The organism is Paenibacillus sp. UMB4589-SE434, assembly GCF_030226685.1.
GTDB lineage: Bacteria > Bacillota > Bacilli > Paenibacillales > Paenibacillaceae > Paenibacillus_B.
The window spans coordinates 105,446-122,772 of the sequence record NZ_JASOYK010000003.1 but is presented as its reverse complement, the minus strand read 5'-3'; the positions used below and the strand labels follow the sequence as shown (position 1 = coordinate 122,772).

Here is a 17,327-nt window from a genome sequence, read left to right as displayed (position 1 = left end):
ACCTACTCATTCAAAGTAATAATGTTGTGATGTGGTTTTACCTGTCTTAGGGTCAATATATTGAAAATGAGTTGGGACATATTTATCTGGGTCATTGAAATCCTTTTGGAAGTAATGAATCTCCCCAATCTTATTACCATTTCTATCAGATATGTCCGTCTTTAAAATATCAGTTCTATATTGTTTCCCTTCTTTAAATCCCTTTTCTTTTAACCAGCCTTTTTGCGACCCGACACTGTCCCATTTCTTATATTTACTGACATCAACAATCTTACAATCTGTATTATGAACCCAAACCCCTAAATTTGTAACATAATAAGTATGGTAGCCAGAAACCGTAAAGTTGTAAACCGTTACTGGTTCATCCAACTTTACGAACTCAACCTTATCAATTGTCAGATTACTTCCGTCAGACTTTTGGAGTTTGTCCCCTACTTGAAGTTCATCTGCGAAGACCCACCCTTTACTCTCAACCCAGAACGGATGATTATCTGTCGTCTCGATGATTTGCTCTCTAACATGTAATTTAATAATATCATCGCGTTGGTTGCGGAATAAACCTGTTACTTCCTTATACTCTGTTTTCCCATCAGGATTATTCTCATCCTTGGCAAGAACCATATCTCCGACTGTAATGTCTTCGATATTTTTCTCACCCTCATCTGTAAGAACCTTTGTTCCAGCAGTGAAACAGTTACAACCATTATTATTAAAACCCTTATTTCCCTTTATCGAATTTGGTTTACTTCCCTTTATTCCACCACTTGGAATACCAGGAGTCCAAACACCTGCAGCTAGCGGCATAGCCGTAACAAATTCACGATAGTCATCACGTGACATAGTATCCCAAAAAACAGCATTTACTCTGTTACTTTTTGAACGTAGGCTTAACGAACCCCCACCTTCACTGTATTCACCCATAATAATACCATTATTGATATAAGGCATATTTTTCATTATCATTACATCATCCATGTAGTAATCGCTATTGGAGGCATTACTACATAAACCAGCATGAGCATATTTACCGTTAGGGGAAACACAATAATTTCCTGAAGGATCTATATAGTTTAAAGGACTATTCAGAACATAAGTATACAGATTCTGGCTAAGTGGGCTTTCTAACGTTCCTTCATACGTATCCTCATTAATAAACCGCCCCATGCTTGGGTCGTACCATCTGGCTCTCAAATACTGGAGTCCCGTTGTCTTATCCCAGTACTCACCTGAGTACTTCAAGATATTCGGTACACTCTCTTTCTCTTCGAGCGGCTGACCCCAAATGTCATAGCGATATTCATTCAGTTTCTGCCCTTGCTCGTCTACCAACGCGACCACATCACCATGCCCGTTTAGTTGGTAATATTGCATTTTACCGTTGGCAGCATCCTGACGTCCGACTAACTTGCCGTTCAAATCATGGATATATACGTACTTCATCTGGGCCTTGCCGTCCGCACCAACTGATGCTTCCGCCAACAATAAGCTCTTCGCATCATAGTAATAACGGGTCTTGGTCTGATTCTCCGTCCGTTCGTACAGCAGGCCCTCTCCAGTGTAAGAATACGTGACTGGATTGTGAGTCCCTGTCGCCTTTACAAGCCGATTCTTCACATCATATTCGTACTGCGCTTCTTGAGTTGGCAGCTCACGGGAGCTTTCCAGCGTTAATCGATTGTAACGTGCATCGTAGGAATAACGTTCGTCGAATTCACTGGACGTCTTGATCTGGTTCAACGGTGTGTATGTAAAGCTTGATCCCCTATTATTCTCGTTCCGACTTGTAATGTTGCTATTGGCATCATAACCGTACTGGAACGTATTCATCGCAGCGTTATTTCTCGTATACGCTAATTGGGACAGCTTCACATCGGTATACTGCAACTGTGATACAAAAGCCGTGCCATAGCTTTGCTGCGCTAACTGCCCGTTGCTGAGATAATCGTAGCCAAACGTGTTGGCAGCGGAACCGCCGCTCGTTACGCCTAACGTTTTCAACCGGTTCATGTTGTCGTAGCCTGCATCTACTTTTACGTTGGTCTGTGAAGCCTGAAGCTCATAACCTGTCTGTTTGTTCAAATCATAGCTATTCGTCAACCGTACGCCATCCGGGTATTGAATCTCCGTCAGGAATCCAGATATCGGCTGATATTTATAGCTTGTTGTGCCGCGATGGTCCGTCATGCTCAGGCGTCTGCCTTCGGTATCATACGCGTATTGCACATTGTCATTCCCTGTTACCGTCTGCACCAGTTGATTCATATTGTTAAAACGGTTATCCGTCGCCACTCCGCTGCGATCAATGGAACGCACCGGGTTGCTGTTGGCATCGTAATAGAACTTCTGTACTTGGCCCGTGCCATTAATACTCTTAATGACTTGTCCCAATTCATCGAACTCTTTCTTGGTACTTTGCTGGTTGCCATAGGTTGTTGTCATCAAGTTCCCGAGCATATCGTACTGGTAGCTAGTCTGCTGGTTGTCTGCGTCCACAACAGCTAGCAGTTGACCTAACGTATCATACTTGTATGTCGTTCGGTTCCCATTTCCATCCGTAGAGGCTACAACAGCTCCCGCCAAGTTGTACTCTTTCTTCTGAATCGGCACATAGTTCTGCTTATTCTGCAAGGATTCGACCATCAGTTCACGACCGAGTATATCAGTTGTGGAGCGTGTTCTATTCTGTTCCGCATCGATAGTTGTTACGGTTGAACCGACATCGTCATACTCCACCTTGGATGCCGTCTGATCCGCATATGTTGTCTGCTTGATGCGACCAAAGGCATCATAACTGTACCATGTCCGATTTCCATAAGCATCGTCCTGCCACAGCAGACGACTTGTGAGCTCATCATAACCATACTTTACTTCGCCCAAGCCTTGAGTCTCTTTCAGTTTGCGACCCAGTGGATCAAACCAAACCTGTTGGACTTCACCTAACGTATTTTTAGCTATGATGTGGTTGGTGCTGTCGTTGTACACATAGCTGGCCTGCGCTTGATTCGGCATTGTGACAGATGTTGTTCGACCTAGGCGATCGTAGGTGTACGACGTGGTCTGATTAAGCCCATCCGTGTACGCAAGCAATCGCCCAGTCAACGGATCGTACTGCGCTTTCTCCACTACTACGCTTTTCTGCCCATCGGCATTGGTCACTTCCACATCCTGCTGCGTGAGGAACGCATGGTGATACTCCGGCCCATACTGGTATCGGAATACCGTCGCCTTATCGTTATTATTGGCGATCACCTTCATCACATTGCCAAAGCCGTCATACTCAAAGTTCGTGTGACGCAGCAGCGGGCCACCTTCCACATTGGCATACGTCTTTGAATCGATCACTGAACCTTGCCCGTTCCGTACATAACGGGTCACGGACTGCTGGCTCGCATCGAACTTGGTCGTTACTGTTTGCGGCAAGGCAAAGGTTGGGTCGTAAGTCGTGACGGTGCTAGCCCCCATGCTGTTGGTCTCGTTCGTGATGTTGCCATCGCGGTCATATTGGCGATTGACTGACAGGGTTGGACTTTCAGCGCCTCCGCTCCGCTTCTTGGTCACGATCTGGATCGGGTATGGGTTGCCACTGTTTTCGTCATAAGCTTGCTGCGTAATCTGTTGCGTAGCTCCTCCGTCCTGAATCGTTTCTAAATTGTAAAATTTATTATCACCACTATCATTTACTTTCTTATATTTAAACGTTGTGGTCAGTTCACCATTAGATACTATCGCTTGATATTGGTGACTTCCCGCATATGCATAAGGATCCGATTCATATCGAAACGTATTTTTATTGCTGTCTACAACACGACCATCTGCATATTCTGTCAAATCTTTACGCTCAACGATTCGATATTGAATTTGCGTTGTCCCACTACTAGGACTACGTACTAGTGAATCATATGTAAACAGTGTTTTTGCTCCTGTCGGGTGATGTATTCCATTAATAAGCGCGAAATCGTTGCGCACATCAGGATTTTGATTTCCCATAACCGTAAATTTCGATTCTGCAAACTGATACGTGTAATGGGTTGACTTACCTGATACATCTGTAACCGACTGTAAATATCTCAGGTCTGCGCCAGGAATGCTTCCGAGTTGATAAATAACCTTATCTGTACCATTAGAAGCTATAATTTGATTCCATGAGTAGGCTAAAGTGAGGTTGTTCCCAATCGGGTCACTCACTTGCTTCAGAACATATTCCGTTCCATATTGTTCATACACATATTTAAGGAAGTTACCGTATCCATCTTCTTGACGAATCAAATACCCTTTATTTGAAAAATAGTACGTCATTCCGCTCTTGTACTTTAACACGAATTCCGTGGTCACACCGTCAAATGTCTTCGTATTATCTCTAAAAAACGTAACGTCCTTAAATGGATAATTCTCTAAGTAATTATTAGCTCCAACCTTGTATACACCAGCACCACTAGGTAGCGATACATACTGAATCTGGTCTCCTAACATCACATATGGAACATCCCAAGACCATCCTTTTCCCAATTGCACTCGTTGATCCATTACGTTAGGCTTGGTTGCAGATTCATAAGCATAAATGGTTAACAGATCATAGCTATTAAGAAAAAATGAGGAAGTAGGATATAACTCTAGAATATGAATATATTCACCAACACGTACACTGTTAGTACCTGCTACTGCATTTTGATCAGGATAGGCTCTCTGTAATGTTTCATTGACCTGTTTAAATCCCATATCTGTCGTACGTAACCTGCCAGGTGCAACAAGCCATTGTCCAGCATAGTTAAATTGACCAGGAATATTTTGGGAGTATTGTGTGTAGAACTCCCCCCCATCCAGAAACTGAGGATTACTTCCAGGAATTAATACCTTAACCTTCACCTTAAAAACAACATTAAAATCAGCAACAAACATAGGCGATTGTTTAATACTTTTCTCGTAAAATTCCGCTGCGTTACTATTATAAGAACGCGTCAGGTTAAAGGAAAGGCCATTGCGCCCTGGCAAACCTATATCCGCTGCTCTCATGTTCAACGATCCATCTTGTGTTGATATATGTTCAACACCAGTGCTCACACTATATGGGGCTTGATCCAACTTCACATGTTGATTTATTAAACCTAATTTGTCATACTCACTGCTAGCACTTCTTTTAGACCGTCTATACACGGAATCCGTTACAGATTGATTACCATAAACTGCTTCTAGCACACTATCAATGCTATTCAGTTGTTCTTGAGGTAAATCCTTTAAATGGTAAGTAACATCCGTGACTGTCGGCGGCTCATACGGCTTCCCTTTACCCGGAAATAACATATTTAGCGTTTCGAATAATTTCGAAACGTCTGCATTTTTGTCCAGTGCAGCAGATATATCCTTTAAGGTGTAACCAGCATTCAGCATTTCAATAATGCTCGACGGTGACACCTTGTATTTCGCTGCTACGCTATCAATTGTCAGCAGCGCTCCCTGCTGCTGTCCTTCCAATGCCTTGACCGACTGCTGCATGCTTAGAATGCCAGGTGACAATATCTCCAAGCAAAGTGCCACGATTAGGATCCATGATATCTTTCTCATTTTAAATTTTTCCCCTTTTTTATTAGGCTACTTAAGAAATTAGACAAGTGACACTACATATGCTCCATACTTACTTCAATTACGTTAAATCAAGTAGATTGATAAATCGTCTTTACTCGTCAATAACCATAGTCCTTAACAAGTTTCCATTGGTATCATACTGAAAATGTTTTTGTTTACCTTTGGACTCACTCCATTGAGTTAAGCGTCCATTTTCGTCATATATAAACTCGTCTACGATCCTGGCACGATTAACTTTTACATTTTTTAGTTGAACAGCACCGTTCCCATACCAAAACGCTCTAAACTCTAATGCATGTCCTTGTTTCATGTTCCTAAATTGGAGAGTAAAGTTATGAAAAGTATCGTTATTTATAAACTTCTGACTACTTATATTTTCAAATCCAAGAATTTCACCTGTTGTAGAATCATATACTTCAATCTTTACGATATTATCATTATTGATTGAAGAGCTCGCCAATCTCATCGACCAGGTTGCAATCCAAGTTCCCTCATCCAGTTTTTTCTCATACGGACCGTAACTAATATAGCCTGGCTTATCTTGATCAGAATTGACTACCCACATTTCATCATTGACCTTACCTGATTGATGACTGATTATTGGATCAAACATATTCCATACTTTCCCTGCTAGACTGGGGTCAATGTCCTTTAATTGAATATCACTCATTTTAATGTAAGCATTCCCGTACCAATACACGCGAAATTCTAGTCTATGGCTAGTATCTGTGTGTAGAAAGTTTAGATTATAATTTTTATACTGCATAGGACGTTCAAACTGCTGTCTAGTGATTTCACGGAACGATAATATTTCGCCAGTATCAAAATCAAACACCTCAAGTCTAGCTACCTTAGCGTTATCTGCTGAATTGTTGTCTATCATAAGAGGCCAACTAACTTCCCATGTACCTGCAGATAAATCCTTAACGTAAGGACCATAACTTAAATATCCTTCTTTATCTTTTTCTGTGTTAGCAGCCCAACCTCCACCTTCAATTCTCCCAATTCTATGTCCGACTGAGGAATCATCCATCCGCCAGCTTTTCTCATAATCAACTGCCTTCGTCTTCATTGTAAATATGCCCTTTTCAGTTAGGTGAACTCCACCATACCAATACACTCTGAACTCCAACCGATGATTGGGGTTAATATTAAAAAACTTTAAAGCAAAGCTTTGAGTCGTATTAGGTTGAAAAAATTGCTGCCTAGTTATTTCACGCGAAGATATAATCTGCTTCTCATCGAAATCGTATATTTCTAACCGCGCCACTTTTGCGTTATCAACTGTTGTGTTGTCTATCATTAAAGACCAGTTTGTTTCCCAATTTCCTATAGCTAAATCTCTCACATATGGGCCATAACTCAAGTAACCTGCTTTATCTTGTGGTGGATTTGCTGACCAGTTAGCTCCATCCACTTTCCCTGTATTATGACCTATTCCATCATCAGTCATTTTCCATTGTTTCAAAGCATGAATTTTCGTTATCTGATTAGTTGTTATACTATTTATTTGTAATGGAACATCACCATACCAATACACTCTAAATTCTAACCGTTGGTCCAACTTACTCTTTGTAAATTTCAGGTGAAAATCTTGATACATGCTGCTACTTTTAAATTGATAGGTTCCTATATCTTGAAATGCTAAGATTTCTAATGTATCAGGATCATAAACCTCCAGCCTTGCCACTTCTTTGTTATCTTGCAATTTAGCATCAGTTTTTAATGACCACGATGTGACCCATTCCCCTAAATTTTGATCACTTACGTAAGGTCCATAACTCAAATAACCCCGTTTATCTTGGTCTGGATTGGCCAACCAGCCATCTCCTACTGCTCTGCCAATTTGATGACCAATACTTGGATCCATCATATTCCACTTTAGTTGGCCGCTTTTTAAACCTATATCTATAATCTTTGAATTTTGTTCTACATCCCCCTTAGCTTCAACAGTGTGCTGAAAAATAAACATCATAATAAATAGAAAACAAATGGATAAAACATTCTTTCTTTCCAAATTTAAAAATAAGGGCATCTATTTCCCTCCCACATATTCATTCAAATGTGCTTTGCCTTCAATGCTATTTGAAACACATATACAATTATATGATCATATTTAATAGTATTCATAATCATAAACCTTGTCCTTGATAAATTTGTCATTTCCCATAAAAAAGGCTGACTCTATTAAGAATAGAATCAGCTCTCTATTAAACAATAAAATCTTATTGTTTGCCCACAAGATTACCATTGTCATCATATATGTATTTGACCGTTTTACCATTCGGATACGTGACTATTGTTAATTGACCCTTGTTGTTATATGAATATTTTGCAAATTTAGTATTCCCTGTCGCATTCATAAAATTGAACTTAACGTTATCGAGGTCTAGAAAAGACCCTTCTTGTCCACCAACACCAAATCGCAATTCTACGCTCACCGCTTGAGGATGAATCACAACGTACTCGCGAGCTTCTCTCCATTGCCAGCTTTGATGCTGATAAACATGATGAACTTCGTCAATGCCTTGACCCTGCTTATTTTTTTGAATCACACTCATTTCTACTCTTCCATGTGACATCGCGTAACGCATATAGGCACTCAACTCATACGTAGCCCCACTGATAACCGGGATGGATTCAGACACACCATACTGGTAAGAAGCAGCATCTTTCACTCCACTATACAGTCGATAATGGTATTTTCCTGCAATAGGTTCGTATGGGGCTAACGTCGCAAGCGGTTGGTCACTAGTTCCATTACGCCAATTCAACTCCCAAAAGTCTGGCAAATTATTGTGATTATCGTCTTCTTCAAATTCTCCATACACATTTAGAGGCTTAAATTCAACCTGATCTACATCCAAGTAAGCCCCCTCTTCCCAACCTACTCCAAATCGAAGGCGCACGGATGTTGTCTCTGGATGAAGTACAAATCTATTATTTGTACTTTCCCACTTCCATGCTCCTTTGTTATAAACATATTGAATTTCACCAATATTGTTGCCCTGACTATCCATCTGGATTATACAAATTTGCGCCAGGCCAACCGGCAGCGTATATCTTAACTGTGCTTTTAACTCATATGCGTTTCCTCCGATAACAGCAATCCGATCGGACAAGACATACTGTGCTGCGGTTGTATCGCCAGTGCCATTGTAGAGACGCAGATGGAATTTACCGCTGACAGGTTCATAAGGGGCCATTAAGGCAGCAGGGTTTAAGCTCGTGCCATTTCTCCAATGTAATTCCCAAAAATCAGGAAGACGATTCACATTTGCATCTTTCTCAAAGTCTCCATTGATACGTTCTACATAAGGTTTTGACACTTCTTCTGCTTGTACTTGTCCAGCAACATTTCCTATTAAGATCATAACTATTACTAGAAAAGCTGTTACTTTACACATCCTGTGACCCATAAACACCTTATCCTCCCCATAATCTCTTTCCTACACTATACTCCAAATCCATTTTTAGGAGGATAATTATTAATGTAATAAAATCAATAAAGTGTGACTATTTAAGAAAATAAAAAGCTGGCAAGGGACTACTTACTTATCCCCTTGTCAGCTTCAAAAAACCCATCTTTACGTACCTAAACCCAACTACTCACATCGTCTGCCCACTATCTATCGTTATCACCTGACCTGTCAGTGCTTCCTGCTCTAGCGTTGCGCAGACCAGCTTGGCGACATCCTCCGGAGTCGAGATACGCCGCAGCAGCAGTTGTGGAATGAGCCGCTGCATCTGTGCTTCCCTTCCTTCCCACCAGCGGGTGGCTACAGCCCCAGGCGCAATACTGCACACTCTAATGTCCGGAGCTAGCGCCCGAGCCAATGACTTGGTCAGCCCATGCACTGCTGCTTTGGATACCGCATAAGGCAGCGATGAGCCCGCGCCAGTCAGCCCCGCTATACTACCAATGTTTACAATAGCCCCCTGTCCACTGGCCTTCATTAAGGGAGCAACGGCTCGCGCACAGTGGAACATCCCCTTCACATTTACATCATAAAGCTCATCCCAGATGTCATCAGTAGCCGCCTCCAGGTCATCCATCGGGATGTGACGTGTAATACTCGCATTGTTCACAAGCAGATCTACCGTGCCGCAGCACTCAACAACCTTCCGGACCATCGCTCGTACTTCTTCATCCTTGGACACATCTGCTTGAAATGCATATGCTTGTCCGCCATTGCTCTCGATTAAACGAACCGTATCCAACGCAGCTGCTTCCGAGCGTGAATAATTGACAATGACAATTGCCCCCCGCTCAGCCAGCGCCAGACTTGTTGCTCGTCCTATTCCGGTACCTCCACCCGTTACCAGGGCAACTTTATCTCTTAACTCCATTTTTATCGCTCCAATCTCCCGGTCACATATTTATCTATTTTTATGATCCAATCTAGCTTTGTCTCCAAATTCAAATCAGTCTGATTATCCTGCACGGATAGCATACAATAGCGTACAAACACCGATAACATACCTTTCCGATTCAGTTGTGTTGCGAGGTTTCCACTTCTCCTCAGTCGTTATTTTTCAGGTGCTAACTGCGCAATTCCATTGCCGAACGACCAATTCTCTACCGTATTCTCCAGCAAAATAATCATCACATCCGCTGGCCTTATTCCTGCTCGCTCCTGTAACAGCTCCGCCATTCGTGCATACAAAGCCTTTTTCTTCGCCAGAGAACGTCCCTCTTTTAACGTAATCTGTATATACAGCAATTCATTCGTTCGGCAGATATTCATGTACTGAGGGTCATAGTTGAATTCATGTGCTTCATGCTGCGTGATCACTTGAAAATAATCGTCCATAGGTACATCAATCGTTTCGGTTAATGCAAGGTGAACGGCCTGACTGATTATAAGTAACTCTTCCGCTTCTTTACCTTTGATGAGATCAATACGGACAAACGGCATTTGATTCCCCTCCTACTATACGATGCAGCATTACTCCAGCACGAGTTGTGCTGTTTCTTTACACTGCTCTATTTGTTGTGCTCCTGTACGCTCCCCTGATCGTTGTGCTTCTGTTGATGATGTTATTGTATAACCGCACATCAATTTTGTATAATTGAATTAAACGAACTACAAATTCAATTTATTTGAACTAAGGAGGTCAAAGATGGATCTCAAATCATTAAACACATTTCATAAAATTGTCTCCTTAGGTGGCTTTAATCGTGCAGCCGAGGAACTGAACTACGCCCAGTCCACTGTGACGATGCAAATGCAAAAGCTCGAGGCCGAGTTGGGTGTCCAGTTGATCGAACGCGGTAGGGTCTTTCAATTAACGGAGGCGGGCCGCTTATTTCATGAGCAAAGCGCACATATTGTACGGGATGTGGAGCATCTGCAAGCCAACATGTCAGACATGCTGTTAGGTGAGGCTGGCAGCATTCGGTTAGGAGCGGTGGAGCCGATTGCAAGTTATCAACTGCCTGATATCCTATACTCTTTTCTGGAGACCTATCCGAGGATTAAGTTATCCGTGGATATTGCCAACTCACCTGTCTTAGCCAAACGTATCATAAAAGGGGAGCTGGATATGGCCATCTGTTCGGCTCCAGCTATCGGCAGTGATTTATACTTCGAGCCGATATTTACAGAGAATCTGGTATACCTCATACCCGAGGATCATCCTTTGGCTGCGCAAACGTCCATCTCTTTTGGTGATATACGGAACCATCGCATCCTGCTAACCTCCAAAACATGCACCTACCGCCAGCGAATCGAGCTTGCGCTACGTGAGATGTGCGGCCATCAGGTAGACACACTGGATATTAGCAGCATGTCCGCCCTTAAATCTTACGTGGAGAGTGGACTTGGCATTGCTTTGGTGCCTGAAAGCATGGCAACTTCAGATGGCTCACGATCCGTCGCACGGAAGATGAAGGATTATCCGATCACAGTTCCCTTTGGTATCCTATGCAAGACAGCAGACTATCCGCTGAAGCTTGCATGTGCCAAGCTTCGTTATCATTTGAAGCAAGCGTTTGATAATCGTCATTCCAGCTCGTCTTAACCCCAACCCACGATCATCAAATTAATTGTCTATATCCAACCATCTGTAATAATTGATCATCTCGATGTGAAGCATGGTTGCCTAGAATAGCAGTATAGAATGACAGTATGCATACTCCATACCAAAAAGGGCCGCCTCTATGGCGACCCTTTTTATTTGAAACATTATATAAATACTACGTTATTTTATGACGTTTATTATTTATTAATCATCCATATCATCATAATCATATGTATTTGACGTAGGTACCTTCTTACGATTTTTATTCGTTTTCTTGGCTTCGTTTTTGCGCCTTTGCTCCTCTTTCTCACGCGCCGCAGCTTGCTGTGCCCGTCGCACTGCTGCTTCCGCTTTCTGTTTTTCTTTCTACTCTGATCTAATCTGGTGAGCTTTTTCTCTTCTTCATTCCATCTATTCTTCAAATTGAACCATAACATAAAAGCTTTAACGCGATAGTGGCATCTTGGATTGAATACCTCTTGGCTCCAGTACAAATGACGCATTACGTCCGCTGTCCTTCGATTGCTCCGTCTGACTTACCACATACCCTTCGCCTTCCATCTTGCAGTGATAATCCAACACCGAACATACTTGCAGCACATCGCGGAGCGACTTTCCTTTCATCGTTGGGAGCCTGATATCTGCTGCTTGCTCCGTTAATAAATAGATGGTATCTCCCTTATAACTTTCACCCGACTGCGGATACTGGGATACAACGCTTGATCCTTCCCCCAGCACTTGCGTGTTCGCACCTAGCTTGTTCAGCTCTTTGATCGCTGGATCTACGCCCTTACTTGTAAGATTTGGCACAATCCAATTCGTACTGCGACTAGGCTTCACTGGTATCTGTATATGTATAGATGCTGTCTGCTGTTTTTTATCTACTGGAAATGGTAGCGTTGTTTGAAGCTTGTGAGATTGTTGAGACAACTCCGGTGCTATCCGCAAATACTGCAATGACTTCAACATCATCTCCCTAAACATGAGCGAAGTAATCCTACTGCCTTCTCCCTCAGTATGTTGGGGATTATCAATGATTGTATAGAGCAGCAGCTTGGGCTCATCGACAGGCGCATATCCAATAAAGGAAAACATGTCCTTATCTCCTTCATATCTACCTTCGCTTGCTTTAATCGTCGTCCCCGTCTTTCCAGCGATCCGGTACCCTTCGATGTATGCATGCTTGCCTGTCCCCAGCTTCTGATCAGACACCACCTGCTCCAAGTAATGACCTACCTGTGCGGCGGTCTTCTGGGAGATCACGTCTCGTACAACCACTGGCGGGACATGGTTCACCCCTTTGTTGGATGGATCAATCATCTGATGCAGCAGATTTGTCTTCATCAGCCTGCCACCATTGGCAACCGCGGAGATGCCCGCTGCCTGCTGGATGGGGGTAATCCACACTTTGCCGTGGCCGTAAGAAGCGGCTGCATAATCAGCTGGGTATTGGTATACAATTGGCTTAACCAGCTCGCCTGGGAGCTGGATCCCGGTCCCTTGACCATATCCAAATTGATGAATATAGGTAGATAACTTATCACTACCTAGTTTCTCAAACCCTAGTTTGACAAATGCGACGTTGCTGGACCGCTTTAGCCCCTCCAAATAGGTAATCGTTCCCCAACCCTCTGGATTAATGTCCTTAATCGTTTCCCCACCTGCCGATATTTTTCCGGATAGGAACCGATCCTCTGGCTGAAATATACCTTCCTGCACAGCCGCAGCAAGTGTAATAATTTTAAACGTAGAGCCCGGCTCATAATTGGACTTAATGGCATGATTATAAAAAGCGCCCATGTCTGATGTTTCCCAATAACGATTCGGATCGTAATCAGGCATATTCGCCATCCCCAGCAGATCCCCTGTATGGGGGTCCATCGCAATGGTCGTCATACTCTGTGGTCTATACTTTTGGTAAACCGCTCGCATCGAGTCCATAATTATCGTTTGAATACGAGCATCGATCGTCAAATAAATATCCTTGCCATCTAATTTCGGGCGATACACTTCAGTGGACGCGGGCAGCTTCACGCCTGTTCTGTCCTTATCATACTGCAGCCAACCGTCTGTTCCATGCAGTTCACTGTCATAGAACTCCTCAACTCCGCTAACCGCTCTACCTTCCATATTGATGTAACCAAGGACATGGGAAGCCAAGCGCCCCTTAGGATAGAAGCGCTTCACTTCATCTATTAAATAGATACCAACCTCCTTCTTTCCCGTCTTCTTTCCCAGTTCGGAGGTTAGCGCCTTAACGCGATCACCCAGAGCTTGGTCAATCTTATAGCCTTCAATTCTGACTTCTCGCTGTTCATAATAGATGCCTTTTTTATTTTGGGCTGACACGAGCTTATACAATTCGGATTCAGACTTGTGTAACAGTTCAGACAAGCCAGACACAATCTCGCGCTCGATATCAATTCCCTGTTCCCGTATCGTTGCATCCGCCTTGAGCTGTTGAATAAGCTTCGGATTAACAGCTACCGTGTAAGCCGGGATATCGACAGCCAGGATGACGCCATTACGATCCAAAATGGTTCCTCTCTTAGCCTTTAATGCTGCCTCTGTTGACCACGTCTGTCTCGCTTTATCCATCCAGAACTCATCGTTAATAACTTGGTACCATAATATTCTTGAAATTAGAATAATAAATCCCAAAATAAATAATCCCATTAACAATAGGGATCTCGCTTTAATTCTACGTTCCATAACCCACTCCAACCTAATTATTTTGGTAAATTTGTAAATATATATTTAACTATTCGAGTGTACTGCGCCAATTACCTGCCGATAAGGGTTATCCTTTCTTTTATAGACACAATTTACGTCTAAAATATTTCATTATTTTGCCATAATAAAAAGGCAGTTCATAATGAACTGCCCAACCTCTGTATATTTTCTACTATTAAATGCTTGGGTATGCCCTTTGCTGCTAACGCCCAATCAGCTCGTTCACTTTGTCCCAATTTAACTTCTTAATCACAGTAGTTAACAAAGTAGCTGCTTGATCAAAGTCCGCTTTTGACATAATCGAATTGTGGCTGTGAATATATCGGGTTGCAAAGCCTACTACAAGTGACGGACAGCCAATTCCATTCGTATGGAACTTGTCCGCATCCGTTCCCCCGCCAGCAAGCGCATCTACCTGCACGTTGATGCCAATCTCTTCTGCCGTGTCCATCACAAGATCGCGCAATCCTGTGTGAGGAATCATCGTCGCGTCAAACAACAGCACAAGCGGCCCATCTCCAACATTACACGTCATATGCTGTGATTCGCTGCCCGGCGTGTCATACGCAATGCCTACATCTAACGCAAACGCAATATCCGGCTCAACCAGCTTGGCTACTGGTCCTGCTCCTCGGCAGCCAACTTCCTCTTGTACCGTCGCTCCGGCGTAAACGATATTCGGATGCTCTTCATCCTGCAAGCGCTTCAGCACTTCTACTGCGAGGGCACAACCTGCTCGATTGTCCAGCGCTTTGCCGACCCACAGCTCGCCATCGCGCATCGTCGTGAATTCACTAACCGGAACGATCCAATCGCCCGGACGAACCCCCATCGCTTTGGCATCAGCTTCATCTTTTGCCCCGATATCGATGTACATATCCTTCAGCTTCATCACTTTCTCGCGCTCAGCTGGCTCCAGTACATGCGGTGCTTTCGAACCGATAATACCAAGGAGATCGCCTTTGCGCGTCTTCACAGTCACTCGCTGGGACAATACATTATGCGGCCACCAGCCGCCCAATTGGATAAAACGTAAGAAGCCTTTAGGTGTAATTTGCGTGACCATAAAACCTATTTCATCTAAATGTCCGGCCAAAAGTACTTTAGGACCTTGCTCCTGTCCCGTCTTTTTGCCAACTAAGCTGCCTAGACGATCCTTAAGCAGCTCTTCGCTAAGTGGTGACAAATATTCCTGCATCTTGTTATGTACTGCGCCTTCGTGTCCAGGAACCCCGTCAACCTCTGTTAGGGTTTTCATTCGAAGTGTCATTTCATCCATCGTAATTGCTCCTTTTGCAAGATATATTACCTCTTTCGGCACAGGTTAACCAAATACCTGCTTGAAGAGAGAACGATAACATTCATAATAAAACATCCTATTAGCCTCTAAACGTCTTCAACTTCCATTCTTGCTTAGCCCTCATGTATAAGAACAGGCCATTGTATGATCTTATACTATAGAGAGTACTCCAACCCAATCAACGTCAGCTTATATGGCTGGTTAGTCTGTGGGCAGAAACCCGCTAATCTTACTCATCATGTAATCTCTATACTCTCGCAGCACATCTACATCGTACTTTGCATCGGCACTCGTACCTTCATTATAGTGCTCAAGACACTGCTGAACTAATAAATGATACGGATGTGGCAGCGCACTAACACCCCATTCGCCTCCCTCTCGTTTTGAAGCGATGGTTCCCTCTGACAGATACATCACGATACGGCACAAATTAAGTGTAAAGTATACCGGATTATCCAAAATCCCTTGACTTACTTCTTCCATATCATATAGGATCGCTTCTACATAAAAGGAACGATCAATTGGCTCATAGAGCTCTGATAGCGGCTTGCCATATAATGCAATTCCCCGATAATAGGCTACGGTAATATGCGCCGCTAAGTCCTTATCTTCATATCCTCCGCACAAATAGCTCTCATCCGTTATGTATCGCTCGCGGTGAGAGTCCGAATAATGTAATTCAAAAGGAGTCGGATACACAAATGACTTGAGATAATCTTCCAAAATTACACTAAATTCGATCCCGCGTGTACTGCCTATTTCCTCATGCAGCATTAAAGCGATGTTGACGATTCGTCTTTTGGACGCTTCGGATAGACTCTGTTTTACAACAACCAGAAAATCAATATCGCTGCTGTCTGGATGGTAACACCCCATCGCTAATGAACCATGTAAATAGATGCCTACTAGGTTAGTCGTAAGTTCTTCCTGAAATAAAGCTGCTATTCGATCCAAGTTATATTGAATGTCCATATGCCACCTCCTATGGAAAATTATAATAAGCAGTCTATATGGATACAAGATAAGAAACTGCATGACAAACAAAAAGGGACTTTCGATAACGAAAATCCCTTCTCCTCTTATAATTAGATTCAGCTTGGTATGACCATAATAATCAAGCAGGGCTTTGAGTTAGTTCTACTGCTCGTTTGCTGAATAACTTAGACTAACCATCTGGCCTATCTTCTGCATCTGCATTAAACGGAAGGTGCTAGGCACAGTTCCTTGTGGGAATAAGGGAATGCCGTCTCCAAGAACTTTAGGTATGATCGTAATGCAGAGCTCGTCTAGTAGTTTTGCTTCAAGAAAAGCAGTAACAAGCTGCCCTCCCCCTACCAGCCAAACATCCCCTTCTGATCCGGCTTTTAACCTTGGTATTAAAGTTTCTAGCGTTTCATCTGTAAATGTCACGTGCGGAGCAGGGGGCTGTGTAGTTCTGGACAGGACATAACAAGGTTTGTCGGCATAGGGAAATTCATCGGCTAGCTTTAGCACTTCATCGTACGTGAGTCGCCCCATTACAATAGTTCCAACTGTGCTGTAAAACTCACCATAGCCGCCGTCTCCTCCGTCCATCTCGATGTCATTGAGCCAATCGACAGACCCATCTGGTCTTGCAATGTATCCATCCAAGCTCATGGCAATGTAAAGCACTACTTTATTCTTTTTCATATTTTAATCGCTCCCTTCT

11 protein-coding genes are annotated in these 17,327 nt (G+C 43.1%); 1 reads left to right on the top strand and 10 read right to left on the bottom strand.

Annotated elements, in window-relative coordinates:
* Positions 1 to 6: 6 nt before the first annotated feature.
* The 5 genes from QP775_RS13180 to QP775_RS13160 all read right to left on the bottom strand — a co-directional run bounded on the left by QP775_RS13180 (position 7) and on the right by QP775_RS13160 (position 10,499).
* Positions 7 to 5,559 carry a polymorphic toxin-type HINT domain-containing protein gene (locus QP775_RS13180; RefSeq protein WP_285106615.1) on the bottom strand — a complete coding sequence of 1,851 codons (5,553 nt, stop codon included), beginning with the start codon at positions 5,557 to 5,559 and terminating at the stop codon, positions 7 to 9.
* A 112-nt stretch (positions 5,560 to 5,671) separates the two neighbouring features.
* Positions 5,672 to 7,615, bottom strand: coding sequence for an RHS repeat domain-containing protein (locus QP775_RS13175; protein WP_285106613.1), 1,944 nt, complete (start codon positions 7,613 to 7,615; stop codon positions 5,672 to 5,674).
* Positions 7,616 to 7,805: 190 nt separating this feature from the next.
* Positions 7,806 to 8,954 carry an RHS repeat protein gene (locus tag QP775_RS13170; RefSeq protein WP_285106611.1) on the bottom strand — a complete coding sequence of 383 codons (1,149 nt, stop codon included), beginning with the start codon at positions 8,952 to 8,954 and terminating at the stop codon, positions 7,806 to 7,808.
* 235 nt (positions 8,955 to 9,189) lie between these two features.
* On the bottom strand, positions 9,190 to 9,930 hold the full coding sequence (locus QP775_RS13165; RefSeq protein WP_285106609.1) for an SDR family NAD(P)-dependent oxidoreductase: 741 nt from the start codon (positions 9,928 to 9,930) through the stop codon (positions 9,190 to 9,192).
* A 179-nt stretch (positions 9,931 to 10,109) separates the two neighbouring features.
* The gene (locus tag QP775_RS13160) at positions 10,110 to 10,499 is read right to left on the bottom strand and encodes a tautomerase family protein (protein ID WP_285106607.1); all 390 of its coding nucleotides are present in this window, start codon (positions 10,497 to 10,499) and stop codon (positions 10,110 to 10,112) included.
* 205 nt (positions 10,500 to 10,704) lie between these two features.
* Here QP775_RS13160 and QP775_RS13155 point away from each other — a divergent pair, with 205 nt between their 5' ends.
* Positions 10,705 to 11,604, top strand: coding sequence for a LysR family transcriptional regulator (locus QP775_RS13155; protein WP_285106606.1), 900 nt, complete (start codon positions 10,705 to 10,707; stop codon positions 11,602 to 11,604).
* A gap of 204 nt (positions 11,605 to 11,808) precedes the next feature.
* Here QP775_RS13155 and QP775_RS13150 read toward each other — a convergent pair whose 3' ends face one another.
* The 5 genes from QP775_RS13150 to QP775_RS13130 form a co-directional block, all read right to left on the bottom strand.
* Positions 11,809 to 11,943, bottom strand: coding sequence for a hypothetical protein (locus QP775_RS13150; RefSeq protein WP_285106604.1), 135 nt, complete (start codon positions 11,941 to 11,943; stop codon positions 11,809 to 11,811).
* Between the two features lie 105 nt (positions 11,944 to 12,048).
* Positions 12,049 to 14,316: a penicillin-binding transpeptidase domain-containing protein gene (locus QP775_RS13145; RefSeq protein WP_285106602.1), complete on the bottom strand. Its 2,268-nt coding sequence runs from the start codon at positions 14,314 to 14,316 to the stop codon at positions 12,049 to 12,051.
* Between the two features lie 223 nt (positions 14,317 to 14,539).
* A complete protein-coding gene (locus QP775_RS13140) occupies positions 14,540 to 15,616 on the bottom strand; it encodes a M42 family metallopeptidase (protein ID WP_239330600.1) in 1,077 nt (358 codons plus the stop codon).
* Between the two features lie 222 nt (positions 15,617 to 15,838).
* Positions 15,839 to 16,609, bottom strand: coding sequence for an aminoglycoside adenylyltransferase domain-containing protein (locus QP775_RS13135; RefSeq protein ID WP_285106599.1), 771 nt, complete (start codon positions 16,607 to 16,609; stop codon positions 15,839 to 15,841).
* A gap of 165 nt (positions 16,610 to 16,774) precedes the next feature.
* Positions 16,775 to 17,308 carry a dihydrofolate reductase family protein gene (locus tag QP775_RS13130; RefSeq protein WP_285106597.1) on the bottom strand — a complete coding sequence of 178 codons (534 nt, stop codon included), beginning with the start codon at positions 17,306 to 17,308 and terminating at the stop codon, positions 16,775 to 16,777.
* Positions 17,309 to 17,327 lie beyond the last annotated feature (19 nt).